Genomic DNA, 23,219 nt, shown 5'->3' on the forward strand with positions numbered 1-23,219 from the left:
TGCGTCACTCCAGGCGTAGCGGTTTGAACGCGCAGTCGTCAACGCTTCGTGCGTTCTCGCTGCGGGTACATGCATAGAACTGATCCTGTCCCGGGATTGGCGGTTGATCGGGTTGCCAGCGGGATGGGTCCTTCAGGATGACGATCAAGTTGCGTTGCGTCCCGGGCGTTTCATGATCGAAATAGGCAAGATCCACTTCCCGCCCGCGACGCAGTGTGTAGCCGCAATTGACCAGCACCCCCCGGGCGGGCGCCGTCGCGGCAAGGGTGCCGTAGTAGAGCACCGATGACAGATGCCGTGGATTGCCAGCGTCAGGTTGCAGCGTGCTGGACCACACGCCGCTTCCGGAGCCCACGTCGAGCCGGACATGTGCGCGATAACGCCCGTCTTCGTAGTGCACCGCTTCCAGCGCAGGGCATTGTGCGGTGTCTTCAGCGGGCTGTCTGCCGGGTGCACCGGCTGCGGGTTGCGACAGCAGCATGCCGGCCAGCAATAAGGTTGTCAGCGGACGAATCATGTATCGAATCTCTTTGCACGCGGCCGTAGTGCGTTATGGAAGGCCGATGCAGACGCTCGTCGATCAGCGCAGGCCGCATCTGCCGTGGCAGGGCAGCGGCTCTCAGCTATTCCCTGCCCTGTAAAAACTATAGTGAGCGCTGCGGTCTGGCCGGTGCCCAATGCGAATCGGTAGCGCCACGGGCGTATCGATCCGCAGCTGACACCGCCTGCCAGTGTCTGCACCGCGTCGCGGTGGACATGGCTGCCGACGTCCTTGGTGCCACACGCCAGACCCCGCACACTGTTACGCCGCGCCGCAGCTGGACTCGTATCGGCACAGGCGCTAGCGTTGTAGGGATTTTTTGCCTACAGGGGAATGCCCAATGCGCCACGACGCGCAGCCGCGCCAGCTCACTTTTCGCGCCGTTGTGCTGGCCATCGTGCTGGCGGTGGTGCTTTCAGCCGCCAACGCCTACCTCGGCCTGTTCGCGGGCCTGACCATTGCCACCGCCATTCCGGCGGCGGTGGTGTCGATGGGCGTGCTGCGCCTGCTCGGCGGCGGCACCATTCTGGAAAACAACATCGTCCAGACCGGTGCTTCGGCCGGCTCGTCGATCGCGGCCGGGGTGATCTTTACCATCCCCGCGCTGGTGATCATGGGCTACTGGCCGGACTTCAGGTACTGGTGGGTGCTCGGCATCGCCGGCATGGGCGGCCTGTTGGGCGTGCTGTTTTCGGTGCCGTTGCGGCGCTCGATGATCGTTGAAGACCCGCTGCCGTTCCCCGAAGGCAAGGCGGCGGCCGAAGTGCTCAAGGCCGGCGAAAATCCCGGCCCGGGTCTGAAGATCCTGGCCGCCTCCGGCGCTATCGGTGCACTGGTCAAGCTGGCTGCGGCCAGCGGTTTGCGCGTGATTCCGGACACCTGGGCGCAGGCCACCTACGTGGGCAGCAGCCGTCTGGTGGGTTACATCGGCACCAACCTGTCGCCGGCGCTGCTGGGCGTGGGCTACATCGTCGGTTTGAACGTGGGCATCGTGGTGCTGTCCGGTTCGATCCTGTCCTGGCACATCGCCATCCCGCTGTACCAGCAGTTCTTCATGGGCAGTGACCCGGCCCTGGCGCAGAGCCTGGTCGGCGCGCCGGCTGCCGACGCGGCGTTCGGCATCTGGGGCGCGAAAATTCGCTACCTCGGTGTCGGTGCGATGTTGATCGGGGGCGTGTGGACCTTGTTCTCGCTGCGGAAATCGCTGTTTTCCGGCGTCAAGAGCGGCTTTGCCGCCGCGCGCAAGAGTGGCGGCGGCGTGGTCGCCGAGACCGAGCGCGATCTGCCGATGAAGTGGATGCTGGTGGCGCTGGTGCTGTGCACGCTCCCGCTGCTGGGCCTGTATCAGGCCATCGTGCAGCAGTGGCACGTGTCGATCCCGATGACCATCATCATGATCGTGGCCGGCTTTCTGTTCGTGTCGGTGTCGGGCTATCTGGCCGGCTTGATCGGTTCGTCCAATAATCCTGTCTCAGGCATCACCATCTCCACCATCCTGTTCGCTTCGGCGGTGCTGGTGTTGCTGCTCGGCAAGAACGGCCTGGTGCCGGTGGGCATCGGTGCGGCGCCGTTGGGCGCAGTGGCAGCCATCATGATCGGCGCGGTCGTGTGCTGCGCGGCGGCGGTGGGTGGCGACAATCTGCAGGATCTCAAGGCCGGTTATCTGGTCGGTGCCACACCGTGGAAGCAGCAGCTGATGCTGGGCATTGGTGCGTTCTCCTGCGCCTTGATTATGGCGCCAGTGCTGAATCTGCTGGCCCAGGCCTACGGCATTGGCCCGGCAACGCCACAGCATCCCAACTCGCTGGGTGCGCCGCAGGCGACGTTGATGGCTTCGGTGGCCAAGGGTCTGTTCGGCGGGCAGCTGCCGTGGAGCATGATCGCGATCGGTGCCGGCGTGGGCGCGGCGATCATCGCACTGGACGAATGGTTGAAGGCCACCGGCAAGCGCTTCCGCGTGCCGGTGCTGGCCGCGGCCATCGGCATCTATCTACCGCTGGAACTGATGGTGCCGATCTTCATTGGTGGCCTGATCGCGCATCTGGTGGAGCGCTTCCACAACATCCGTGCCGACGACGAAGACGGCCGCGACCGCGTGCATCGTCCCGGCGTGCTGTTTGCCGCTGGCCTGATCACCGGCGAGGCATTAATGGGCATCGCCATTGCGGTGCCGATCGTGCTGTCCAGCCGCGCTGATGTACTGGCGTTGCCGGCCGCGCTACAGCTCAACCAGTGGTTCGGCCTGGCGATTCTGGCCCTGGTCGGCTGGCTGCTGTATCGCGTCGGCAAGCGCGGCGAACAGGCTGCCTGAGTGTGATGTCCAGCCTCATAAAGCCGGCTGTCCCAGAAATTTTTCGCGATTTGAGCGCTCGCATGACGGACAACGGCTACGCATTGACCAATGGCTCGCCGAAGGAACGATCGAAAAGCATGCGATGTGGGCTTGCCTTGCAGTGTCCGATTTAAAAGGCATCTATTGGCGGGCCAAGACGTGAGGCTAACAACTCGTCCAAGCCGACGCCGCTTCGCGGCGCGGTCTAACACTTGAGTTAAGCCACGCTGCGAAGCGGTGTCGGCTTTAGACGAATTGTTAGCTGATGACCTCACTCCGCTGCGCCTTGATGAAGGCGCGCATGGCTGCAATGGAGTCATAGAGGTCGGCGGGGGAGAAACGCTGGTTGTGCGGATTCTCGGGGTGATGAATTTGGTGACGAATGAAATCGGTGTTACTGATTTGCTCCGTTCGTGTTGAACCACTTTTCAACAGGCGAACATAGTTGACGAGAGGTCTAGTAGCCCGGAATGCGTCGAGGTCGCTAGATGATTCTATATGTGCGTAAAGCTCGTCGTGGTACTCGGAGGTCGGTTCGCCGAATGCCGAGAAGCTGACCTCATTGAGACTCGGGTATGGCAATTCGTTGGGCAGAACGCGGGATACGCGCTCCTGCGTCCCGCTGGAAACAAGCCTGAGACACTCGAAGCTCAGGTGTTTGACGATCTCTGGGCTGTGCGTTGTCATGAGAACCTGGGTAGCTTGTGCAGTCGAGAGCGCCTTGAGAGCGGCCGTTAGGCCGCGCTGATGTTCGGGATGCTGCGAGGTTTCCGGCTCTTCGATCGCGTAAACTACGTGCCGGTTTCCTGATTCAGCCAGTCGTCGCTCAGCTTCAGCGCGGAAGAAACTGATCAGTACAAGTCGCTTGACCCCGCTGCCCCGCTTGTTGATGGGTATGCCTTGATCCCCTGATATTCCAACGCTTTTGAAGACGTCCGGCCACTTGAGCGCGTCCGAGTCCGGTATTTGCGGTTCCAGTGAAGCAGCTAGGTGGGGGTTCAATTCACGTAGCTTCTCTAGAGTTCGACCCGCAACATCCTCTAACCGCGCACGAACCTTATCTGCAACTTCCCGGAGGCTCTCGCGAATTGCCGGATCGCCGAGTATTTCGCGAACTGCCGACGTCCCCCCGCCCTGAGTAGCGGCCGCGTTTAGAGTCCGGGGTTGATGATATCGGTGTTTGCCAGATGTTGGGCATAAGCGGACGGCGTCATGCCGCCAATTGCGTTCTTGGGTCGGTCCTCGTTGTATTCGCGTCGCCAGCGTTCGATCTCATTGCGTGCATGCAGCAGCGTTGGGAACCAGTGTTCGTTGAGGCATTCGTCGCGCAGCCGGCCGTTGAACGATTCGACGTAGGCGTTCTGGTTTGGTTTGCCCGGCTGGATGAGCCGTAGCTGCACACCCCGGTCATGCGCCCAGGCAACCATCGCTTTGCCGCAAAACTCCTTGCCGTTGTCGGTGCGGATCACCTGCGGCAGGCCGCGACTGTGTGCCAACCGATCCAGCACGCGCGCAACGCCGTGCCCGGAGATCGCGCGTTCCACCTCGATGGCGACCGCTTCGTGCGTTGCGTCGTCCACGATCACCAGACACTTGATCACTCGGCCGTCGGCGGAGCGGTCGAACACGAAGTCCATCGACCACACCTGGTTGGCCTGCGCTGGCCGCAGCAGCGGCTGACGCTCGCCAACCGGTACCTTCTTGCGCTTGCGGTGCCGCACTTGTAGCTGCTGCTCGCGATACAACCGCTCCACGCGCTTGTAGTTCACCAGGCGTCCTTCCTGTCGCAGCTTGAGATAGATCATCCCCACGCCGTAGCGGCGATGGCGATGCGCCAACGCAAGAATGCGCTCGCGCAGTTCGCCATTGCGGTCTTGGCGTGGGCAATAGCGCAGCGCGCTGGCGCTCATGCCAATCGCCGCCAAGGCACGACGCTCGCTAGCACCACGCCCGATCCACTCGCGCACCAGCGCACGACGCGCCGGTGCGCTCACCACTTTTTTCGCAACGCATCCTTGATCAGGTCATTCTCGAACAACTGCTCGGCCAGCAACCTCTTTAGCCGCGCGTTCTCGGCCTCAAGGTCCTTGAGCCGCTTGGCGTCGGGCACGCTCATGCCGCCGAACTTGCTGCGCCACAGATAGTACGAGGCCTCACTGAAGCCATGCCGCCGGCATAAGTCCTTGATCGCTATGCCCGCTTCGGCTTCGCGCAGGAAGCCGATGATCTGCTCTTCGGAAAAACGCTTCTTCACGTCCAATCTCCTTGGGGTAGGGAATTGGACTCCAAACTGAGGTGCTACTCAAAATTGGGGGGACGTCGCTGCTACGCGCATTGGATCCTGCATTTCATCGTCCGACTCAGCATTCTTTCGGTCGGACTGGAACAACGTAAACAGTGGCATATTCGCTTTCAGCTGATCCCAGATGGTCTTCGTATCCTCCTTGGCGATTTCAATTTCGCGTTCGCTAAGTGCGAGGTCGGAGTGACCAGCCCAGATCGCCTTTCGAAGCTCTGCGCTCCGGGTCTTGTCTGAGCAAGAGAAGCCCTTCTCATCCACAGCCTTGCGCAGTTCGGTGATCTTCTTCTGGTGTAGATCGCAGCAGCCGTCAGTAGTGGGATGACTGGCGCGGATAAAGACACGCTCTTTTCCTGATGGAGCGAATCGCTTGATGACATGCAAAGTGCCTTGCGCGGTAGTTAGGTACTCGCTCGCCAAGGTCGTCCGGTTTGTGGAGTCGATCACGATCTCGGCCGGGAGTTCGGCAAACTCAACGCTGACCTCAATCTGGTCTTCCCCGCGGGCGAGGCAAGACTTGTTGATATCTTCCTTGTCGAGCTTGATGCAGCCCTTACCTTCGTTGAAGAAGACATCCAGGGCCTCGAGAATCGTCGATTTTCCAATGTCGTTTCGACCTACCAACACGGACAGGTCGTCTAGTCCGACAATAACCGGCTCGGAGTAGCCTCGAAAGCGATTCACCGTTACAGCTTTAATCTTCATCAGCTACGATCTCCCCATCATCAGCTAACGCCTGAACTAAGCCGACCCGCGAATCGGGTTCGGCTTGAATGAATTGCTAGGCAGCGTACGACACTACGGAGCCGATGAGAATTGATGTGGTCTTGCCTCGTGGCCGCTAATAAGTAATGCCGCTAGGCCTCTGGCTCTTGTTGATCTCAATGTATCTTACAATCCCTTCTTAGGGAAACTCTGAACAACTCCCCTTGATCCTGCGACAATCACACAGACGCAACGGGACAACGACGATGCAACTGACCTTCGGCGATGCGGAGTACAACGGCAAGCGCAAGCGGACGCGGCGTGAGGTGTTCTTGGCCGAGATGGACCAGGTCGTGCCGTGGAAGGATCTGCTGGCACTGATCGAACCGCACTACCCGAAGTCGGGGCAGCCGGGGCGACAGCCGTATCGGCTGGAGACGATGCTGCGCATCCACTTTTTGCAGCAGTGGTACGCACTGAGCGATCCATCGGCGGAAGAAGCACTGTACGACACGGTGTCGATGCGCCGTTTTGCGAAGATCGGCGGGCTGGATGAGGTGCCGGATGAAACGACGATTCTCAACTTCCGGCATTTGCTGGAGCGGCATGATTTGGCGCGCAAGCTGTTCAACCGGGTCAACGCGCACCTGTCGCGTAAAGGGCAGAGTCTGCGGGGCGGGACGATCGTGGATGCCACGATCATTGCGGCGCCAAGTTCGACCAAGAACAAGGATGGCGAGCGCGATCCGGACATGCACCAGACCAAGAAGGGCAACCAGTACTTCTTCGGGATGAAGGCGCACATCGGGGTGGACGATGAGTCGGGCCTGGTGCACCACGTGGAATGCACGGCGGCCAACGCAGCGGACATCACGCAGGCGCACAAGCTGCTGCACGGCAAGGAAGACACTGTGAGCGGCGACAGCGGCTACACCGGGCTGGACAAGCGCGATGAGATGAAGGGCAAGCGCACGCTGCGCTACCTGATCGCGGAGAAGCCCTCGAAGCTGAAGCAGATCAAGAATAAGCGCGAACTGAAGTTGGCCAAGCGCTGGGAGCACACCAAAGCCAGCCTGCGTGCGAAGGTGGAACACCCGTTTCGGGTGATCAAGCGTCAGTTTGGTTACGTCAAGGTGCGCTATCGCGGTTTGGCGAAGAACACCGCACAGGTGCTGACGCTGTTTGCACTATCGAATCTGTGGCTGACGCGCAAAGCGTTAATGCCTGCTGCGGGGAAGCTGTGCCTGTAATCCAGGCAACACCCCGCAAACGTGCCGAAACCGGCAAAAAATCGGCGATTTGAGCGCCCTCAGCGCGGCGGATGCGGTTGCTTCGTTTTCCGGTCGCGTTGATCAGACCATCCCTAAGGCCGCCGATGGCGGCCCGTGATTGGAGATTGGAGATTCGGGATTGGATGAGAGCGTAGCGCTGAAGGCGCCCGCGTCCGATACTATGCGGTTCCAATCCCGCTCCCGCATCTCCCAACCCCGCCCGAATGGACCAGCGCATCATCGCCAGCAGCTCCACCCGCGAAGACGATGCCGCCGATGCGAGCATTCGTCCAAAGCGCTTGGCCGATTATCTCGGCCAGCAGCCGGTGCGCGAGCAGATGGAGATCTACATCCAGGCGGCCAAGGCGCGTGGCGAAGCGATGGATCATGTGTTGATCTTCGGCCCGCCCGGGTTGGGCAAGACCACGCTGAGCCACGTCATCGCCAACGAGTTGGGCGTGAGCCTGCGCGTGACTTCCGGCCCGGTGATCGAAAAGGCCGGCGATCTGGCCGCGCTGCTGACCAACCTGCAGCCGCACGATGTGTTGTTCATCGACGAAATCCATCGCCTCTCACCGGTGGTGGAAGAAGTGCTGTATCCGGCGATGGAAGATTTCCAGATCGACATCATGATCGGCGACGGCCCGGCCGCGCGTTCGATCAAGATCGATCTGCCGCCGTTCACCCTGATCGGCGCCACCACGCGTGCCGGGTTGCTCACCGCCCCACTGCGCGACCGCTTTGGCATCGTACAGCGGCTGGAGTTCTATTCGCCGCAGGAACTGACCCGCATCGTGATTCGCTCGGCAGCGATCCTGGGCATCGACTGCACGCCCGAAGGCGCCGCAGAAATCGCGCGCCGCGCACGCGGCACCCCGCGTATCGCCAACCGGCTGTTGCGCCGCGTGCGCGACTACGCCCAGGTCAAGGCCGCCGGGCATATCGATTTGCCGGTGGCGCAGGCGGCCATGCAGATGCTCAAGGTCGACCCGGAAGGATTTGACGAGCTCGACCGCCGCATGTTGCGCACCATCGTCGAACATTTCGACGGCGGCCCGGTGGGCGTGGAATCGCTGGCCGCGTCGCTGTCGGAAGAACGCGGCACGCTGGAAGACGTGATCGAGCCCTACCTGATCCAGCAGGGCTTTCTGATCCGCACCGCACGCGGCCGCATGGTCACCACCAAGGCTTATCTGCATCTGGGCCTGAAGCCGCCGCGCGACCGCGCGCCCGGCATCGGTGAACCGGGAGACTTGTTTTGAAGACGCGCTGTTGGTCGCCAACCTGGACCGTCCCGACTGAAACTCAGGGCCCATGACCATCGAATCCCAATTTCCGAATCCCGAATCCCCACCCATATTCAGTTGGCCGACACGCGTCTACTGGGAAGATACCGACGCCGGCGGGGTGGTCTACCACGCGCGCTACGTTGCTTTCATGGAACGTGCGCGCACCGAGTGGATGCGCGCGCTCGGTTACGGGCAGGAGCGCATGCGCCAGGAGCACGGTCTGGTGTTTGCGGTTCGCTCGATGCAATTGGATTTCCTCAAGCCGGCCCGGCTCGACGACGCGCTGTCAGTGTCGGCGTTGCTGCTGCGATGCAGACGGGCCAGCCTGCTGTTCGCGCAATCGGTCCGTCGCGAAGGCGAAGTGCTGCTGACCGCTGAGGTGCGCATTGCCGCACTGGATGCCAGCGACTTCCGCCCGCGCGGTATGGACGATGCGCTGTATGACGTGTTGAAAGCTTTAGAAACCACAGAATCCGATTACTGAGGAACGAACGGATGTCGATTGCATTGCTCCTGGCCCTGCAGGACACGGTAGTGGAAGCACTACCGCAGGACGTCGCCGCTGCCGCGGCGCAGACCGCCAGCGTGGCGCACAACAGCAGCATCAACTATGTAGACCTGATCCTGCGCGCCAGTATCCCGGTCAAGATCATCGTGTTGCTGCTGCTGATCGGCTCGTTCATCAGCTGGGTGATCATTTTCCGCAAGGCGCGTGCGTTTAAGCAGGCCAACCGCGAGGCGGACGAGTTCGAAAACCGCTTCTGGTCCGGTGCGGATCTGGCCAAGCTGTACGCCTCGGCAACCGATCGCAACCGTACCGTCGGTGGTCTGGAGTCGATGTTCGAAAGCGGCTTCCGCGAGTTCTCCCGGTTGCGCGACCGTCGCCGTCTGGATGCACGCGTGCAGTTGGAAGGCGCGCAGCGCGCCATGCGCACCGCCTTCACCCGCGAAGTCGATCAGCTTGAGCGCAATCTCGAACTGCTGGCCAACATCGGCTCCACCGCGCCGTACGTCGGCTTGGTTGGTACCGTGTTCGGCATCATGGTGACCATGCACGACATGGTCAGCAGCGGCGAGCAGGCCGGTATCGCCGCCGTGGCGCCGGGTATCTCCGAAGCGTTGTTCGCCACAGCCATCGGCCTGTTCGTCGCGATCCCGGCCGTGTGGGCCTACAACCGCTTCACCACGCGCGTGGAACGGCTGTCGGTGCGCTACGAAACCTTCGCCGACGAGTTCAGCTCCATCCTGCAGCGCCAGGTCGGCGCGGACGAGTGATGCGCGCTCCCGGCACGCACCCGCATGGCGTTACGCGGGACGTGGCCGGGAGAGCCAGTCGCGTCGGTGCGCAGCGCCACGTGCAGGTGTCCCTGACGCGGATACCGTGCGACCACGCTGCCAGCCGGCGCCGAGGACTAATGAGGAACGTTTCGCGATGATCTCCGGTATTTCCCGCCGTAAGAAGCGCAAGCTTAAATCCGACATCAACGTCGTGCCGTATATCGACGTGATGCTGGTGTTGCTGATCATCTTCATGGTGACCGCACCGTTGCTGACCCTGAGCACCGACGTCAGTCTGCCCAGCTCGCGCGCCAAGGCGCTGGAGAGCAAGCAGGACCCGGTCGTGGTGGTGGTCGCCGCCGATGGCAAACTCGCGCTGCAGCTGCCCAAGGGCAAGCCGCAGGCGATGGACGTGGCCGCGCTGCAGGCGCAGTTGGCTGCCATCGTGGCGCAAGACAAGGATGCGCGCGTGGTAGTGGCGGGTGATCGCGACGCGCCCTATCAAAAGATCATGGACGCGATCGATGTGCTCAAGCAGGCAAAGGTCGAGAAGGTGGGCCTGATTTCCGACTCCGGCGGCACTGCAGGCAGCGATGCACGCTGACGCACTCCCCACGCAGACGGCGCGCGATGACGGCTGGTTTCGACCGGTTGTCCTGGCATTGGTCGTGCACGTGCTGGTCGCGCTGGTGTTCATCGCCGGCTGGCTGTGGTCGCCCGAACGCTCGGTCGAACCGGCTGCCGGCGACCCCAGCATGGAAGCCTCGCTGGACGTGTCCGCCGCTGATGCACGGGTTGCACGCCAGGCACTGAAGGCCACGCCGGTCGAAACCCCGCCGCCGCCCGCGCCATTGCCCGAACCCGCGCCGGAAGACAGCGTGCCGCCGCCGCAGCCTATTCCCGAGCCGCGTCCGCAGGATGCGCCCACGCCACAGCAGGCGCAGGCACAGGAACGCGTCGCCCAGCCCGACAAGGTCGACCAGGATCGTGTTGACGCACTGGCCATTTCCGCCGAAAAGGCCAAGCAGGAACAGGAAGCCAAGCGCCGCCAAGAGCAGATCGATCTGACCGAGCGCAAACGCCAGGAAGAGGCCGAGCAGAAGTTGCGCCTGGCCAAGCAGCAGGAAGAAGCCGACGCCAAGAAGAAGCAGGCGGCCGCGCAGCAGGCGGCGGACGACGCCGAACGTCAGAAGAAGATCGCCGACATCCGCCGTCAGCGCGAGCAGGCCACCAAGGAAGCAGCGCTGGCCGAACAGAAGTTGCGTCAGGTTGCTGCTGCACGTGCGCAGCAGGCCTCCGCGGCCGCTGCGACCAGCGCGCAGCCGACTGCAGGGCAGGGCGGTACCAGCACCGATCTGGCCGCCAAGTACGCTGCGGCGATCCAGCAGAAGGTGTTGGCGCAGTGGGTGCGCCCACCGTCGGTGCCGCCGGGCCAGAAATGCACGATCAATATTCGTCAGTTGCCTGGCGGCAGCGTGATGGAGGCCAAGGTCGCGCCGGGCTGCCCTTACGACGAGGCTGGCCAGCGCTCGATCGAGGCGGCCGTGTTGAGTGCCCAGCCATTGCCCTACCGCGGATTTGAATCGGTGTTCCAGCGCAATCTGACCTTCGTGTTCACCGCGCAGGACCAGTAATGATCGTCGTCGGGCTGCGGCTGCCGTCGGCGCCGCAGCCTGATGCGGTGGAACGGGTGCTGTTCCCGGTGCGCGCGCTGCTACCCCAATCGGCAGCGGGCGAGCTGCCACGCCAACGCGATTGATCAATGGTGCCGCCCCCGTCGCTACACGATCGCTCGCTCCATTTTCACGCCAACTCATTCACGATTGCGCGTATGTTCACGCGTTGATTGCTATCCCTTGCACACTTTTTCTGCCCGACCCGAGCCGTCCATGAACAAACCGCTGCGTTGGCTAGTTGCCTTGACCGCCCTGTTGTTGCCGCTGAGCGCATTCTCGCAGCAGCAAGGCCTCACCATCGATATCGTCGGCGGTAGCGCTTCGGCCACGCCGATCGCTGTCATTCCGATGCCGTATCAGGGCTCCGGCACTGCGCCGCAGACCGATGTGTCTGCCGTCGTCGGCGCCGACCTGGATCGTTCTGGCCAGTTCCGCACGCTGCCGGCCGCGCAGATCGTCGAAAAGCCGACCCGTGGCACCGAGGTGCAGTTCCAAACCTGGCGCACCCTCAAGCAGAACTACATCGTGGTCGGCCGCGTCATGGACGCTGGTGACGGCGCCTATCGCGTGGAATACGAGTTGTTCGACGTGGCCAAGGGCGAGCGCATGCTGGGCCTGGCGATGACCGCGCGCGCCAACGCAATGCGCGATGTGTCGCACCAGATGGCCGATGCCATCTACGAAAAGATCACCGGCGTGCGCGGCGCATTCTGGACCCGCATCGCATACGTGACTGCCAGCGGCAAGGGCGGCGCCATGCGTTATGCGCTGATGGTGGCCGATTCGGATGGTTACAACCCGCAGACCATCGTGCGTTCGGCCGAGCCGTTGCTGTCGCCGAACTGGAGCCCGGACGGCAAGAAGCTGGCCTATGTAAGCTTTGAGCGCGGCAATTCGTCTATCTACCTGCAGGACATCGCTACCGGCGCACGCGAACTGGTCTCCAGCTTCCGCGGCATCAACGGTGCACCGTCGTTCTCGCCGGATGGCCGTCGCCTGGCGCTGGCGCTATCGCGCAGTGGCAACCCGGAAATTTACGTGATGGACCTGGGCAGCAAGCAGCTGACCCAGCTCACCAACCACTTCGGCATCGACACCGAGCCGACCTGGGCGCCGGATGGCGGCAGCATCTACTTCACCTCTGATCGTGGCGGTCGTCCGCAGATCTATCAGGTCTCCGCCAGCGGCGGCAGCGCCAACCGCGTGACCTTCCAAGGCAACTACAACGCCACCGCCAGCGTGTCGTTCGACGGCAAGAAGATTGCCGTGGCACAGGGCAGTGGCAACAGCTATCGCATCGCGATGATGGACCGCAGCCTGGGTTCCCCGAGCTGGAGCACGTTGTCGCCCGGTTCGTTGGACGAGTCGCCGAGCTTTGCGCCTAACGCCAGTATGGTGTTGTACGCCGCGCGCGAAGGTGGCCGTGGCGTGCTGTACGCCGTCTCTTCCGACGCTCGGGTCCGCCAGCGTCTGGTGCTGGCCGACGGCGATGTGAGAGAACCCGCATGGGGGCCTTACCGAACCGCGCATTAATGTTAATATTTCGCTGCGTTAAACCACTCATCGGCCCAGAGCCTCCATAGGTACCTCATGAACAAGTCCACCCGCGTCTTGCTTGTCTCCCTGTTGTCCGTCGCTGTACTGGCTGGTTGCTCGAAGAAGGTGAAGGAAACTCCGCCTCCTGCAACCGATACCACCGCTGGTTCTTCGGTTCCTACCGGCCCGTCCACCTCTGGTCTGTACGGCCCGGGCGACCTGGATACCGATGCCTGCCTGCGCCAGCGCGTTGTTTACTTCGACCTGGATCAGGACTCCCTGAAGCCGGAATTCCAGGCCATCATGGCTTGCCACGCCAAGTACCTGCGTGACCGTCCTTCCTCGCGTATCACCCTGCAGGGCAATACCGACGAGCGTGGTTCGCGTGAATACAACATGGGTCTGGGCGAGCGTCGCGGCAATGCCGTGTCGTCGTCGCTGCAAGCTGCCGGCGGCTCGGCTAGCCAGCTGACCGTTGTCAGCTACGGTGAAGAGCGTCCGGTCTGCACCGAGTCCGGCGAAAGCTGCTGGTCGCAGAACCGTCGCGTCGAAATCGTGTACACGGCTCAGTAAGAGCGATGCGCTTTCGAGTGACATCCCTGTTCGTCGCGGCGGCCCTCGTGGTCGCCGCGCCGGCATACGCGCAGCGAGCCAGTCTCGCTGACCGTGTGGCCTTGCTTGAGCAGCAGCAGGCCAACAGTCAGGCCAATAACGATCTCCTCAACCAGCTGCAGCAGGCGCGTTCGGACCTGCAGGCGTTGCGGTCGACCGTCGAACAGCTGCAGCACGATAACGAGCAACTCAAGCAACAGTCCAAGGACCAGTATCTGGACCTGGACGGACGTCTGAATCGGTTGGAAGGTGCAGGTGGTGCAACGCCGTCATTGCCCCCAGCAACCGGCAGCGTCACCCCGGCCCCGGCATCTGCCGCGCGGCCTGCAGCGGCGGCAACTTCCGAGAAGCCGCCCACCGTTCATGGCGACCCAGGCACCCTGGCCGTCAGCAACGACGAACGCACTGCCTATAACGTAGCGTTCGATGCCTTGAAGAACGGCAAGTACGACGATGCGTCGCAGTTGTTTCTGAGCTTTCTGGAGCTCTATCCCAACGGCGTCTACACCCCCAATGCCTTGTATTGGCTGGGTGAGAGTTATTACGCCACCCGCAATTTCCAGCTTGCCGAGGCGCAGTTTCGCGATCTCGTCAGCCGTTATCCCACGCACGACAAGGCCGCTGGCGGCCTGTTGAAGCTCGGCCTGTCGCAGTACGGCGAAGGCAAGAACAACGAAGCGCAGCAGACCTTGCAGCAGGTCGCCTCGCAGTATCCCGGCTCCGATGCAGCACGCGTCGCGCAGGAACGCCTGCAGTCCATCCGTCTCGGCCAGCAACTGCGCTGAGCCAGCGCGTCGGTGCCTGTCGGCACGGCGCATACTTTGCCCATGAACGCCGCCGCCGTCCCTAGCGAGATTATTCAATCGCCCCTGCCGCGGTTGAAGATCACCGAAATCTTTTTGTCCCTGCAAGGCGAAGCCGAAGCCGCCGGCTGGCCGACAGTGTTCGTGCGTCTGACCGGCTGCCCCTTGCGCTGCCTATATTGCGACACCGCCTACGCCTTCCATGGCGGCGAGTGGCATGAAATTGACGCCATCGTCGCCGAAGTTGCCCGTCATGGCGTGCGCCATGTCTGCGTGACCGGCGGCGAGCCACTGGCACAGAAGCGGTGCTTGGTGCTGCTGCAGAAACTCTGCGATGCCGGTTACGACGTGTCGCTGGAAACCTCCGGTGCGCTGGACGTGTCCGCCGTCGATCCACGCGTCTCGCGCGTGGTTGACATCAAGACGCCGGCATCCGGCGAAGAAGCGCGCAACCGCTGGGAAAACCTGCCGCTGCTGACCGCACGCGACCAGATCAAGTTCGTGATCTGCAGCCGTGCCGATTACGAATGGTCGCGCGAAATCGTCGCCGCGCAAGCGCTGGATCGACGCTGCACGGTGTGGTTTTCGCCCAGCAAAAGTGAGGTCAGCCCGCGACAACTGGCGGACTGGATCGTCGCCGACCGCCTGCCGGTGCGCTTCCAGATGCAGCTGCACAAGCTGCTGTGGAATGACGAGCCTGGGCGCTGAGAATCAAGCGCTTAGCACAGCGTATTAGCCGAGTGCCTCATGCTGAAAAACAGACTTAGACGATGTGTTGGTCTGCTCAGGCAGCGCGCAATCCTACAAAGCGACAAGGCCCGAAAGCCAACACGACGATGATGCGTTAGCGTCGCGGTACACCTGCGCGCGCGTAGTTACACCGCCGACCGGATAATGCGAAATTGCGGAGCGGACTGCCTTCTTGCGGAGCAATGAACGTCGCTGAAAGCTTTGCTAGAGATGGTGGGCCGTGATGGATTCGAACCATCGACCAAAAGATTAAAAGTCTTCTGCTCTACCGACTGAGCTAACGGCCCACTGACCCGACATTGCGTCGGGGTGCGCATTCTACCCTACGCGGGCGTCAAGATAAAATGGCGTAGTGGGTGGGGTCGGGGACGCCGGCGTCGGCGAAGCCGGCAGCGCGCAGGCGGCATGCGTCGCAGTGGCCGCAGGCGCGCCCATCGGCGTCGGCGCGGTAGCAGGAGACGGTGAGGCCGAAGTCCACACCCAGGCGCACGCCTTCACGAACGATGTCGGCTTTGCTGAGGAACTGCAGCGGTGCGTGCACGCGCAGCCCCGCGCCTTCCACACCTGCCTTGGTGGCCAGATTGGCCAGTACTTCAAAGGCGCGCACGAACTCGGGGCGGCAGTCCGGGTAGCCTGAGTAGTCCACCGCATTGACGCCGCAGAACAGGTCGTTGGCGCCGACGACCTCGGCCCAACCGAGTGCCAGCGACAGCATGATGGTGTTGCGTGCGGGCACATACGTGACCGGGATGCCGTCGCCACCGGCGTCAGGGACGTCGATGTCGTCGGTCAATGCCGAGCCGCCGATGCTGCGCAGGTCCACGTCGACCACCTTGTGCGCAATGACACCCTGCGCGGCGGCAACGCGCGTAGCGGCGTCCAGTTCCGATGTATGGCGCTGGCCATAGCGCACGCTCAGCGCGTAGACGGCAAAGCCCTGCTCCTGCGCGAGTGCGATGACGGCGGCGGAATCCATGCCACCGGACAACAGAACAACGGCTTTTTTCATGACGAATCGGTAATCACTGCGGAATAGGGCGAAAGGCTATCAGGGACGGCGGTGCAGGGCGACCAGGCGGACGATTATCGGTCCAGAGTGGGCAGTGAAGGTTCTGAAGGCGTAGGCACGGACGCTTGGAATGCGCTCGCAGTGTCCGGTCGAGCGCCGGCCATTTTCTTGGGCTGCAGCGCGCTTTGGCTCCATTCGCACGTCAGATACGCATGATCGGACGTTCACGTCCGTCCATTTATCGTTCGCTTCAATTTCAGGACCATGGCGCAATGGCCGAGCATCAGGAAGACGCAGCGAAGTCGCGCATTTACGAGGCCTTACTCCAGGCAACACCAGATCTTTTGTATGTGTTCAATATCCAGCACCGCTTCGTCTACGCCAATCAGGCGTTGTTGACGATGTGGGGCATGCGTTGGGAAGACGCTTGCGGCAAGACCTGCCTGGAACTGGGCTACGAGCCCTGGCATGCGGCCATGCACGACGAGGAAATCGAGCGGGTGATCGCAACACGCCAGCCGGTGCGTGGCGAAGTGCCATTCCCGCATACGGTCAAAGGCCTGCGTGTCTACGACTACATCTTCACTCCGGTGTTCGGGCCGGATGGCAAGGTCGAAGCGATTGCTGGCGCTACACGCGACATCACCGAACACAAGCAGCACGAACAGCATCTGCAATTGTTGATCAACGAGCTCAACCATCGGGTCAAGAATTCGCTGGTGATGGTGCAATCGTTGGCGCGGCAGTCGTTCACCAACGCCGCCAGTCTTGCCGACGCACAGGAAAAGCTTGATGCGCGCCTGCTGGCGCTGTCGCGGGCACACGACACGCTGACGCGTGAGAACTGGGTCAGCGCCGATATCTTGGAGCTGACCCGCGACGCGGCCGCGCTTTACGAATCCAACGAGAGTCAACGTTTCACCCTGCAGGGCGGCTCGTGTCGGCTGGATCCGCGGCGCGCACTGGCGCTGTCGATGGCGCTGCACGAGCTGTGCACCAATGCGCTCAAGCACGGTGCATTGTCGTCGCCGGCTGGGAACGTGCTGGTGTCGTGGGAGCGCAGCACACGTGGCGAGCAGGAGCTGCTTGAGCTCTTCTGGCAAGAAGCCGGTGGCCCGCCTGTTCAGCCGCCCACGCGCAAGGGGTTCGGCACGCGTCTTCTGGAACGTGGTTTGAAGCATGACCTCAAGGGCGAGGTCAAGTTGTCCTTCGACCCAGCTGGCGTGTGTTTTCGCATTTCCATTCCGTTGCCGCCAGAGCTTTCCGAGGCACGTCCATGACCATGCGTGTGCTCCTGGTCGAAGACGAGTCGTTGGTCGCGATGCTGCTGGAGGATTGCCTGGGGGAACTGGGTTATGAGGTGGCGGCAACCGTGGCCGACGTGGACGCCGCGCTGCAGGCGGTGCAGGCAGGCAATCTCGATCTGGCACTGCTGGACATCAATCTGGGCGGCACCTTGTCGTTTCCCATTGCAGAAGAACTGGACGCGCGCGGCGTGCCCTATATCTTCGTGACCGGCTATGCGCAGGGCGGAATTCCTGAAAAGTACCGGCATCGGCACGGGCTGCAGAAGCCTTTTCATTTTCGCGATCTAAAACACGCGCTATCGCTGTTGCAGCAGCGCAGTGCCGATTGATCCATGGGAGGTTTTGCCGCAGTTGGATGACACTGGCCGCGGGTGCCGCGTTCGATCAACAGCTTGCTGTGTTTTGGCGGTTCCATCGCCAGCGAACTGCTGTCGTTCGCGCGGGTGGTGCCCGATGACGCAATCTTCGCGTATCTGGGCGATGTGTTTTTGCTGCCTGAGCACCAGCGCAGGGGCTACAGCAAGGTGCTGATGGACGCTGTCATGGCGCACTCCAACGTGCAGGGGCTGCGCCGTCCTGCCACCAGCGATGCGCACGGGCTGTAAGCGGGTGACGGCTTTACGTCGCCGCTGTTTCCGCAGTCGCTGATGGAGCGCTAGCTTCCCTGGATGTATACGGCGTAGCTGAGCTACCAAGCGCGCCTTCTAGGGCGCGCTTGGCGGAAACGTTGGTCAGCGCGCTGCGGCCGCGGATGGCAGCGACATCATTACGCACACGCCAGCGGCACTTTGAGAGCAGCCAGCGCGGTGCGCAGTTGCTCAGGCGCTGCGCACCTTGTTCAATAGATGCGCAACCGGTGCTGCTGCGCGCGTATCTGCCCGACGTGCCTGCCCTGCATCGATCTTGAAGATGGCTACCGCGTCGGTGAGTTGCACGGCCTGTTCTTCCATCGAACGTGCGGCAGCCGTGGCTTCTTCCACCAGTGCCGCATTTTGCTGCGTGGTTTCGTCCATGTGGGTCATGGTCTGGTTGACCTGTTCGATCCCGGCAGATTGTTCCTGCGATGCTGCAGAAATCTCGCCCATGATGTCGGTGACGCGTTGCACGCTGGCTACCACATCGCCCATGGTCTTGCCGGCGCTGTGCACCAGTGCCGATCCTTCTGCTACGCGTTGGACGGAATCCTCAATCAGGTCCTTGATCTCCTTGGCCGCGCCGGACGAGCGCTGCGCCAGTGTGCGCACTTCCGACGCGACCACCGCGAAGCCACGGCCTTGTTCGCCTGTGCGGGCCGCTTCCACTGCGGCATTTAATGCCAGGATGTTGGTCTGGAAGGCGATGCCGTCGATGACGCTGATGATGTCGGCGATCTTCTTGGACGAGGCTTCGATCCCGCTCATCGTATCCACGACCTTGCCCACCACATCGCCACCTTGCGAGGCCACGCGTGCAGCGCCGATTGCCAGCTGATTGGCCTCGCGGGCGCTCTCGGCATTCTGCTTGACGGTGGAGGTCAGCTCTTCCAGCGAGGCGGCAGTTTCTTCCAGATTGGCTGCCTGCTGCTCGGTTCGCTGCGACAGGCCCTGGTTGCCGGCGGCAATTTCGCTGGCAGCTGCGTTGATTGACACCGCCGACTGCTGAATGTTGCCGACGATTTGCGCCAGCTGGCTCGCCGTTGCATTGGCATCGTCGCGCATTTGTGCGAACACGCCGCGGAACTCGCCGCTCATGCGCGCGGTGAGGTCGCCCGCTGCGATCGATTGCAATAATGCCGACAGTGATTGCAGGTTACCGTCGGCGGTGGACATCAAATGGTTGAGGCTCTCGAGCATGATGCGGAAGTCGAACTGAAAGCGCTTGGCATCGCCACGTGCGCTGAATCGCCGTTTGCCGCTGCCTGCGCAAGATGCTTGATTTCGTGATTCATCGCCGACAGGTTCAGCTTGACCTGCGACATGGTGTTGCTGAAGGCCGCCTTCTCGCCCGGCAAGGGCTGCATGTCTTCGGAGAGTTCGCCAATGGCGTAGCGCCCCATGATGCGCGCCAGATCGTTCTGTACCGCGACGTGGGAGTCGATCAATAGGTTGGTGTCGTTTGCCATGCGGCCGTAGTCGCCAGGGAATGCAGAGGTATCGATGCGGAAGCTGATCTGGCCATTGTCGTGATGCCTGGCGATGTCGGTCTGTGCCGCGATGAGGTTGCGCAGCTGCAGTTGCATCTTGTCCATGGCCTGCAGCAGGCGCCCGTTTCGTCAGTCGCCGTAGTGTGTATCGTTATGCAGATTGCCTGCCGCAATGGCTTCGGCAGTGCGCGTGGCCTGGCTCAGCGGCGTGGTCGGGCTTCGCGTAATCAACCACGCAAGCAGCGCACTCATCACCAGCGCAGCAATACCGCCGCTTGCCAGGATGATCTTGCCACGATGCATGGATGCAACAGCGGCCGCATACGCTTCTTTGCTGAGCCGACGTTCCAGTGCAGCATTCGCGCGGATGGCGGCTTGTTGTTCGTTCATCGCCGTTGCAGCAGCGCCTTGCAACAAGGCTTGTGCTTCCTGATTCTGGTCGCGCATGCCGTAGTCGAGAATCTGGTTGTTGAATTTGACCGAGACGTAGCGCTTTTCCTGGACCAGCTTGAGTGCGGTCTTTTCCAGGTCGCTGCTTGGCATTGCTGCCAGCGCATCGTGCGATTGGTGATAACACGTGCGGTTCTGTTCGATCATGGCAAGTGCAACGCGGTTGGCTGCATCGTCGGAAGCTATCACGATGTCGCGCAAGCCGATCGCCACGTTGGTGTTTAACGATGCGCATGATGTGCATCGAGTGTATTGCGGCAACGCAGCAGGCATGCCGCCATATGGCGCCTATTGCATTTCAAAGCATCGCGTGCGCAACCGGCGCGGCGCGATGCGCGTGTCCTTCCCGCTCAGGCTTCCAACGCGGCGAGCACGTCGGCATGTAGCTGCTTTGCGCCGCTTTCGCTGTTGAAGCGCGCAATGACTTCCTCGCCGGAGATCAGCCCGACCCGAACCGAGTAGCAGTAGGACCCGAAGCTTTCGCCCGCGTTGAACGGATCGCTGATGACGGAGATATGGTTGAGGCGGACCCGAGCGGTGCCGAACGTGATGAACATTTGCGATCTCCTGTGTGGGCGTTAAGTTTCCCACTTTGTTGCGCGGCACAGAAGCATTGCCGGTGGCAGGGCGCCTACGGTCTGCGTCTATGCGGTAGCTACAGACAGGCCGGTCCGTGCATGCGCAGCGTTGGCGGCCTGTCGTTACACGATCCGTTGCCATGCTAAGCGGCGATTCCCGCATCTGTTGAGCCAGCACGTACACTGCGGTCCCCTGATGCTGAGCTCGCCCGATGTCCGATCCGATCCGTCTCGATAAATGCGTGGCTGCCGCGTTCGGCTGCTCGCGTGGCGAGGCCCAGCAATACATCGAGGGCGGCTGGGTGAGCGTGGACGGGGTAGTGGTCGAAGAACCGCAGGCACTGGCAACCGCGGGCCAGGTCACCCTGGCCGAAGATGCGGTGCTAGCACCGGCCGAGCCCGCCACCCTGCTGCTGCACAAGCCGGCCGGAGTCTCCGCTGAGGCGGCGTTGGCACTGGCCACGCCAACAACGCGCAGCGCGCTGTATCCATCCGACATCCGTGTGCTCAAACGGCACTTTCTGCGTTTGACTGCACCGCTGCCGCTGGAGGACGCCGCAAGCGGCCTGCTGATCTTGAGCCAGGACGGCCGCGTGCTGCGCAGGCTGAGCGCCGAGGCAAGGTCCATCGAGCAGGAATTCCTGGTCGAAGTACAGTGCGAGTTGCGCCCGTACGGCATGGCGCGGCTGGCACACGGCCTTGTCTATCAGCAGCGCAGTCTGTCGCCGTGCAAGGTGAGCTGGCAAAACGAAGACCGCCTGCGGTTTGCGATCAAGAACGTGCAGCCGGGCCAACTGCGCTACATGTGCGGCGAAGTGGGTCTGGAGGTCGTGAACATTCGCCGCCTGCGCGTGGGCCGGGTGTCGCTGGGCAAACTGGCGATCGGCCAATGGCGCTATCTGCCGACGGGTGAGCGGTTCTGATTGCTACGCTGTATTGTGCGACTGCGGCCGGTTTGTTGCGCTTCGCCGCTTGTGCAGCATCTTGATGGAAGCGAAGCAGCCGCAGTGTTGGCCGGTACCCTTCGTCGGCACTGCGGACTTCATGCAGTTAGGCGCATGGGTGAGGCTTTAACCTGAGTGCCGTGTAGTGCGTGTTCGTTCGATGAGGATGCGAAAAGCGATGCTTAATCAAGCAAAGGCCGACTGAAGCCGACCGAGGCCCGGGCGATCTGCAATGACGCGGCGACTGTTTCGCAAGTGCAATCAGTCGCGACCGTCAGTGCATGCATGGGTTATTTTTTGTTGCGCTTCTTCTTGGCGCGCGTGACCAGAAACAGCACAACGGCAATCACACCGATGACCAGAATAATGAAGGCCGGTGATAGAAACGAATTGTCGCCCATAAGAAACTCCTCACGGTTTCCGCAGCACAGCGCTGCACTGACGTTAGCCTAGCGAGCAGCCTGCTTGATCACGTGAAATGCGTGGCTTGCTGAAGTGAAGGCGGCGTATTTCCTCGGTGTTGATGCGCAAGCCTGCTATTTTCTAGCATCTGCATGTGTAGCCCGAAAGCTGGCATTGCGTTGCATCGATCAGGACAGGCATGGCCGAGCCGCCTTGCACTACCGGGCGCGTGTGTCTGCTGTGTGATTCGACAGTTGAGAACAACCGCGTGGGAGATGGCGCTCAAGCAAGCGCTTATTGCTTGATGCATGCACGTGCAGATGCCGCGTGGATGGATCACCAAGCACGTAATGCGCGATAGCCGCAACGTTTGAAAGGTGACCACTTGCGCAGGACGCAGGTCTCTAAAAGACCGAATCCAACGACTATGAAGCCTGCACGCAATCACACCCGCGCAGATCAGAAGAGAAGGCGGCACACCAGCCATTCGCAACTGAATCTCATCGATGTTCCGGCAGGGGCGTGCTCAGCGCCCCACGAGTTGAGCGGCCAACAGGCCTCGCGTCCGGTAGCTGCAGTTTAAATGAAATGTTCGTTACGTAAATCAGGGGCGCGCCGACAGGCCGTCGGGGTGTTCCCGACAGCCTTCTCGCACGCGTGCGGGTGACAGTTGCCTGTGCGCAGTGCAGCCAGCAAACCTCACTGACACGTGGAGGTGCAGCGGAAGCCGGAGCAATTGATCTGCACCGTGTTGCCGCTGCTGCAGACCGCACTGAAGCGCGTGGCACTGATGGCCTGCACGGTGCCGCATTGCAGGCCGCTGCTGATGCTCTGGGCGCGGATTGCCGCCGGCTCGGTCGACATGGACGGACCCATGGCATGGGACTGCTGACGGCACCTACCGGCGCTGCTGCAACACCTGCCTGCGCAGAGACGGTGGTTCGCTTGCCAGCTGCAGCGTGACTGCGGTGTTCTGCGCGCCGCTACCGGAAGCGGCGTGCGCCGCAACCACGACACCTTGCGCATCTTCGCCCTGCAGCGGTTGGCCGCGGTCTTCGCGATGGCGGTCCAAGGTCAGCGTCTGCCCGAACACCAACTGGATCCAGCTCGGGTAGGTGTAGCCAGTGCCTCTGGTAATCGACGACCGCGCCGATCGCCCCGCCGATCAAGATGTTGCCCCAGATCCCCATGTTGGCGCGCGAGATGGACGGCCCGCGGCATCGCACTGGCCGGGCAGCACGCAAGTCACATCCAGATCGTGTGCGGAACGGTGTACCTGTGCGGTCTGGCCGGACTTCAACGCAACACGGCCCTT

Annotated in this window: 24 protein-coding genes, 1 tRNA gene and 1 pseudogene; 16 read left to right on the forward strand and 10 right to left on the reverse strand. The window is 62.1% G+C overall.

Translation table 11 applies throughout. From position 1 onward, the window contains the following. Window positions 1-4: 4 nt before the first annotated feature. Window positions 5-517, reverse strand: coding sequence for a DUF3757 domain-containing protein (locus KWO_RS06140; protein WP_010375779.1), 513 nt, complete (start codon window positions 515-517; stop codon window positions 5-7). 364 nt (window positions 518-881) lie between these two features. On the opposite strand from KWO_RS06140, the gene KWO_RS06145 reads away from it, so the two are divergent. Further along, window positions 882-2,852 (forward strand): OPT family oligopeptide transporter, encoded by a 1,971-nt coding sequence (locus tag KWO_RS06145; RefSeq protein ID WP_010375780.1) that lies wholly within the window; start codon window positions 882-884, stop codon window positions 2,850-2,852. Window positions 2,853-3,131: 279 nt separating this feature from the next. On the opposite strand, the gene KWO_RS06150 is transcribed toward KWO_RS06145, so the two are convergent. The 3 genes from KWO_RS06150 to KWO_RS06160 all read right to left on the reverse strand — a co-directional run bounded on the left by KWO_RS06150 (window position 3,132) and on the right by KWO_RS06160 (window position 5,877). Next, the gene (locus tag KWO_RS06150; RefSeq protein ID WP_309546629.1) at window positions 3,132-4,136 is read right to left on the reverse strand and encodes an AAA family ATPase; all 1,005 of its coding nucleotides are present in this window, start codon (window positions 4,134-4,136) and stop codon (window positions 3,132-3,134) included. After that, window positions 4,025-5,127, reverse strand: a protein-coding gene (locus KWO_RS06155) for an IS3 family transposase (RefSeq protein ID WP_100243780.1) whose coding sequence is annotated in 2 segments (ribosomal slippage) — window positions 4,025-4,869 and window positions 4,869-5,127 — 1,104 coding nt in all. Because the reading frame shifts where the segments join, the coding sequence is not laid out codon by codon here. The genes KWO_RS06150 and KWO_RS06155 overlap by 112 nt, the downstream gene beginning before the upstream one ends. Before the next feature lie 48 nt (window positions 5,128-5,175). Beyond that, window positions 5,176-5,877 carry an AAA family ATPase gene (locus KWO_RS06160; protein WP_017113489.1) on the reverse strand — a complete coding sequence of 234 codons (702 nt, stop codon included), beginning with the start codon at window positions 5,875-5,877 and terminating at the stop codon, window positions 5,176-5,178. A gap of 266 nt (window positions 5,878-6,143) precedes the next feature. Between KWO_RS06160 and KWO_RS06165 the strand changes: the two genes are divergently transcribed. From KWO_RS06165 to queE, 11 genes are all read left to right on the forward strand, one after another. Continuing rightward, the gene (locus KWO_RS06165; protein WP_017113471.1) at window positions 6,144-7,127 is read left to right on the forward strand and encodes an IS5 family transposase; all 984 of its coding nucleotides are present in this window, start codon (window positions 6,144-6,146) and stop codon (window positions 7,125-7,127) included. 245 nt (window positions 7,128-7,372) lie between these two features. Next, a complete protein-coding gene (gene ruvB / locus KWO_RS06170) occupies window positions 7,373-8,410 on the forward strand; it encodes a Holliday junction branch migration DNA helicase RuvB (protein ID WP_010363979.1) in 1,038 nt (345 codons plus the stop codon). 52 nt (window positions 8,411-8,462) lie between these two features. Further along, on the forward strand, window positions 8,463-8,921 hold the full coding sequence (gene ybgC / locus KWO_RS06175) for a tol-pal system-associated acyl-CoA thioesterase (RefSeq protein ID WP_010363981.1): 459 nt from the start codon (window positions 8,463-8,465) through the stop codon (window positions 8,919-8,921). A gap of 11 nt (window positions 8,922-8,932) precedes the next feature. After that, window positions 8,933-9,712: a protein TolQ gene (tolQ, locus tag KWO_RS06180; protein WP_010363983.1), complete on the forward strand. Its 780-nt coding sequence runs from the start codon at window positions 8,933-8,935 to the stop codon at window positions 9,710-9,712. A 157-nt stretch (window positions 9,713-9,869) separates the two neighbouring features. After that, a complete protein-coding gene (tolR, locus tag KWO_RS06185; RefSeq protein WP_017112552.1) occupies window positions 9,870-10,319 on the forward strand; it encodes a protein TolR in 450 nt (149 codons plus the stop codon). Next, entirely contained in the window at window positions 10,309-11,349 is a 1,041-nt protein-coding gene (gene tolA, locus KWO_RS06190) for a cell envelope integrity protein TolA (RefSeq protein ID WP_010363988.1), read from the forward strand. The genes tolR and tolA overlap by 11 nt, the downstream gene beginning before the upstream one ends. After that, window positions 11,349-11,474: a hypothetical protein gene (locus tag KWO_RS23295; protein ID WP_010375121.1), complete on the forward strand. Its 126-nt coding sequence runs from the start codon at window positions 11,349-11,351 to the stop codon at window positions 11,472-11,474. The genes tolA and KWO_RS23295 overlap by 1 nt, the downstream gene beginning before the upstream one ends. Before the next feature lie 130 nt (window positions 11,475-11,604). Then, a complete protein-coding gene (gene tolB, locus KWO_RS06195) occupies window positions 11,605-12,924 on the forward strand; it encodes a Tol-Pal system beta propeller repeat protein TolB (RefSeq protein ID WP_010363992.1) in 1,320 nt (439 codons plus the stop codon). 57 nt (window positions 12,925-12,981) lie between these two features. Next, window positions 12,982-13,500, forward strand: a complete 519-nt coding sequence (gene pal, locus KWO_RS06200; protein ID WP_010363994.1) for a peptidoglycan-associated lipoprotein Pal — start codon at window positions 12,982-12,984, stop codon at window positions 13,498-13,500. 5 nt (window positions 13,501-13,505) lie between these two features. Then, complete coding sequence (ybgF, locus tag KWO_RS06205; RefSeq protein WP_010363996.1) at window positions 13,506-14,324, forward strand: tol-pal system protein YbgF; 819 nt, start codon at window positions 13,506-13,508, stop codon at window positions 14,322-14,324. Window positions 14,325-14,366: 42 nt separating this feature from the next. Beyond that, window positions 14,367-15,050, forward strand: coding sequence for a 7-carboxy-7-deazaguanine synthase QueE (gene queE, locus KWO_RS06210; protein WP_017112554.1), 684 nt, complete (start codon window positions 14,367-14,369; stop codon window positions 15,048-15,050). A 253-nt stretch (window positions 15,051-15,303) separates the two neighbouring features. On the opposite strand, the gene KWO_RS06215 is transcribed toward queE, so the two are convergent. Next, window positions 15,304-15,379 (reverse strand) — tRNA-Lys (locus KWO_RS06215). 47 nt (window positions 15,380-15,426) lie between these two features. Continuing rightward, the gene (queC, locus tag KWO_RS06220; RefSeq protein WP_010364121.1) at window positions 15,427-16,101 is read right to left on the reverse strand and encodes a 7-cyano-7-deazaguanine synthase QueC; all 675 of its coding nucleotides are present in this window, start codon (window positions 16,099-16,101) and stop codon (window positions 15,427-15,429) included. Window positions 16,102-16,373: 272 nt separating this feature from the next. Between queC and KWO_RS06225 the strand changes: the two genes are divergently transcribed. From KWO_RS06225 to KWO_RS06235, 3 genes are read left to right on the forward strand one after another with little or no spacing between them, the layout of a single operon-like run. Then, window positions 16,374-17,381, forward strand: a complete 1,008-nt coding sequence (locus KWO_RS06225; RefSeq protein ID WP_010375128.1) for a sensor histidine kinase — start codon at window positions 16,374-16,376, stop codon at window positions 17,379-17,381. After that, on the forward strand, window positions 17,378-17,737 hold the full coding sequence (locus KWO_RS06230; RefSeq protein WP_010364125.1) for a response regulator: 360 nt from the start codon (window positions 17,378-17,380) through the stop codon (window positions 17,735-17,737). The genes KWO_RS06225 and KWO_RS06230 overlap by 4 nt, the downstream gene beginning before the upstream one ends. Before the next feature lie 42 nt (window positions 17,738-17,779). Then, window positions 17,780-18,013, forward strand: coding sequence for a GNAT family N-acetyltransferase (locus KWO_RS06235; protein ID WP_010364127.1), 234 nt, complete (start codon window positions 17,780-17,782; stop codon window positions 18,011-18,013). A gap of 213 nt (window positions 18,014-18,226) precedes the next feature. Here the strand turns inward: KWO_RS06235 and KWO_RS23300 are convergent. Beyond that, window positions 18,227-20,253 (reverse strand): annotated as a pseudogene (locus KWO_RS23300) (methyl-accepting chemotaxis protein). 77 nt (window positions 20,254-20,330) lie between these two features. After that, on the reverse strand, window positions 20,331-20,537 hold the full coding sequence (locus KWO_RS06255) for a hypothetical protein (protein WP_010364131.1): 207 nt from the start codon (window positions 20,535-20,537) through the stop codon (window positions 20,331-20,333). Window positions 20,538-20,770: 233 nt separating this feature from the next. Here KWO_RS06255 and KWO_RS06260 point away from each other — a divergent pair, with 233 nt between their 5' ends. Next, window positions 20,771-21,481 carry an rRNA pseudouridine synthase gene (locus KWO_RS06260; RefSeq protein WP_010375133.1) on the forward strand — a complete coding sequence of 237 codons (711 nt, stop codon included), beginning with the start codon at window positions 20,771-20,773 and terminating at the stop codon, window positions 21,479-21,481. A gap of 1,122 nt (window positions 21,482-22,603) precedes the next feature. On the opposite strand, the gene KWO_RS22475 is transcribed toward KWO_RS06260, so the two are convergent. Continuing rightward, window positions 22,604-22,780 (reverse strand): hypothetical protein, encoded by a 177-nt coding sequence (locus KWO_RS22475; RefSeq protein WP_170962563.1) that lies wholly within the window; start codon window positions 22,778-22,780, stop codon window positions 22,604-22,606. A gap of 22 nt (window positions 22,781-22,802) precedes the next feature. Then, complete coding sequence (locus tag KWO_RS06275) at window positions 22,803-22,997, reverse strand: hypothetical protein (RefSeq protein ID WP_227254237.1); 195 nt, start codon at window positions 22,995-22,997, stop codon at window positions 22,803-22,805. Window positions 22,998-23,219 lie beyond the last annotated feature (222 nt).

The organism is Xanthomonas vasicola pv. musacearum NCPPB 4379 (assembly GCF_000277895.2).
Classification (GTDB): domain Bacteria; phylum Pseudomonadota; class Gammaproteobacteria; order Xanthomonadales; family Xanthomonadaceae; genus Xanthomonas; species Xanthomonas vasicola.

What these genes read in the sequence shown, in the direction of transcription:
- KWO_RS06145 (WP_010375780.1), top strand. Translation starts at nt 882, where the DNA reads ATGCGCCACGACGCGCAGCCGCGCCAGCTCACTTTTCGCGCCGTTGTG.
- ruvB (WP_010363979.1), top strand. Translation starts at nt 7,373, where the DNA reads ATGGACCAGCGCATCATCGCCAGCAGCTCCACCCGCGAAGACGATGCC.
- KWO_RS06140 (WP_010375779.1), bottom strand. Translation starts at nt 517, where the DNA reads ATGATTCGTCCGCTGACAACCTTATTGCTGGCCGGCATGCTGCTGTCG.
- KWO_RS22475 (WP_170962563.1), bottom strand. Translation starts at nt 22,780, where the DNA reads ATGGGTCCGTCCATGTCGACCGAGCCGGCGGCAATCCGCGCCCAGAGC.
- KWO_RS06225 (WP_010375128.1), top strand. Translation starts at nt 16,374, where the DNA reads ATGGCCGAGCATCAGGAAGACGCAGCGAAGTCGCGCATTTACGAGGCC.
- ybgC (WP_010363981.1), top strand. Translation starts at nt 8,463, where the DNA reads ATGACCATCGAATCCCAATTTCCGAATCCCGAATCCCCACCCATATTC.
- ybgF (WP_010363996.1), top strand. Translation starts at nt 13,506, where the DNA reads ATGCGCTTTCGAGTGACATCCCTGTTCGTCGCGGCGGCCCTCGTGGTC.
- KWO_RS06230 (WP_010364125.1), top strand. Translation starts at nt 17,378, where the DNA reads ATGACCATGCGTGTGCTCCTGGTCGAAGACGAGTCGTTGGTCGCGATG.
- KWO_RS06255 (WP_010364131.1), bottom strand. Translation starts at nt 20,537, where the DNA reads ATGTTCATCACGTTCGGCACCGCTCGGGTCCGCCTCAACCATATCTCC.
- tolQ (WP_010363983.1), top strand. Translation starts at nt 8,933, where the DNA reads ATGTCGATTGCATTGCTCCTGGCCCTGCAGGACACGGTAGTGGAAGCA.
- KWO_RS06160 (WP_017113489.1), bottom strand. Translation starts at nt 5,877, where the DNA reads ATGAAGATTAAAGCTGTAACGGTGAATCGCTTTCGAGGCTACTCCGAG.
- tolB (WP_010363992.1), top strand. Translation starts at nt 11,605, where the DNA reads ATGAACAAACCGCTGCGTTGGCTAGTTGCCTTGACCGCCCTGTTGTTG.
- KWO_RS06260 (WP_010375133.1), top strand. Translation starts at nt 20,771, where the DNA reads ATGTCCGATCCGATCCGTCTCGATAAATGCGTGGCTGCCGCGTTCGGC.
- queC (WP_010364121.1), bottom strand. Translation starts at nt 16,101, where the DNA reads ATGAAAAAAGCCGTTGTTCTGTTGTCCGGTGGCATGGATTCCGCCGCC.
- KWO_RS06165 (WP_017113471.1), top strand. Translation starts at nt 6,144, where the DNA reads ATGCAACTGACCTTCGGCGATGCGGAGTACAACGGCAAGCGCAAGCGG.
- pal (WP_010363994.1), top strand. Translation starts at nt 12,982, where the DNA reads ATGAACAAGTCCACCCGCGTCTTGCTTGTCTCCCTGTTGTCCGTCGCT.
- tolA (WP_010363988.1), top strand. Translation starts at nt 10,309, where the DNA reads ATGCACGCTGACGCACTCCCCACGCAGACGGCGCGCGATGACGGCTGG.
- KWO_RS23295 (WP_010375121.1), top strand. Translation starts at nt 11,349, where the DNA reads ATGATCGTCGTCGGGCTGCGGCTGCCGTCGGCGCCGCAGCCTGATGCG.
- tolR (WP_017112552.1), top strand. Translation starts at nt 9,870, where the DNA reads ATGATCTCCGGTATTTCCCGCCGTAAGAAGCGCAAGCTTAAATCCGAC.
- queE (WP_017112554.1), top strand. Translation starts at nt 14,367, where the DNA reads ATGAACGCCGCCGCCGTCCCTAGCGAGATTATTCAATCGCCCCTGCCG.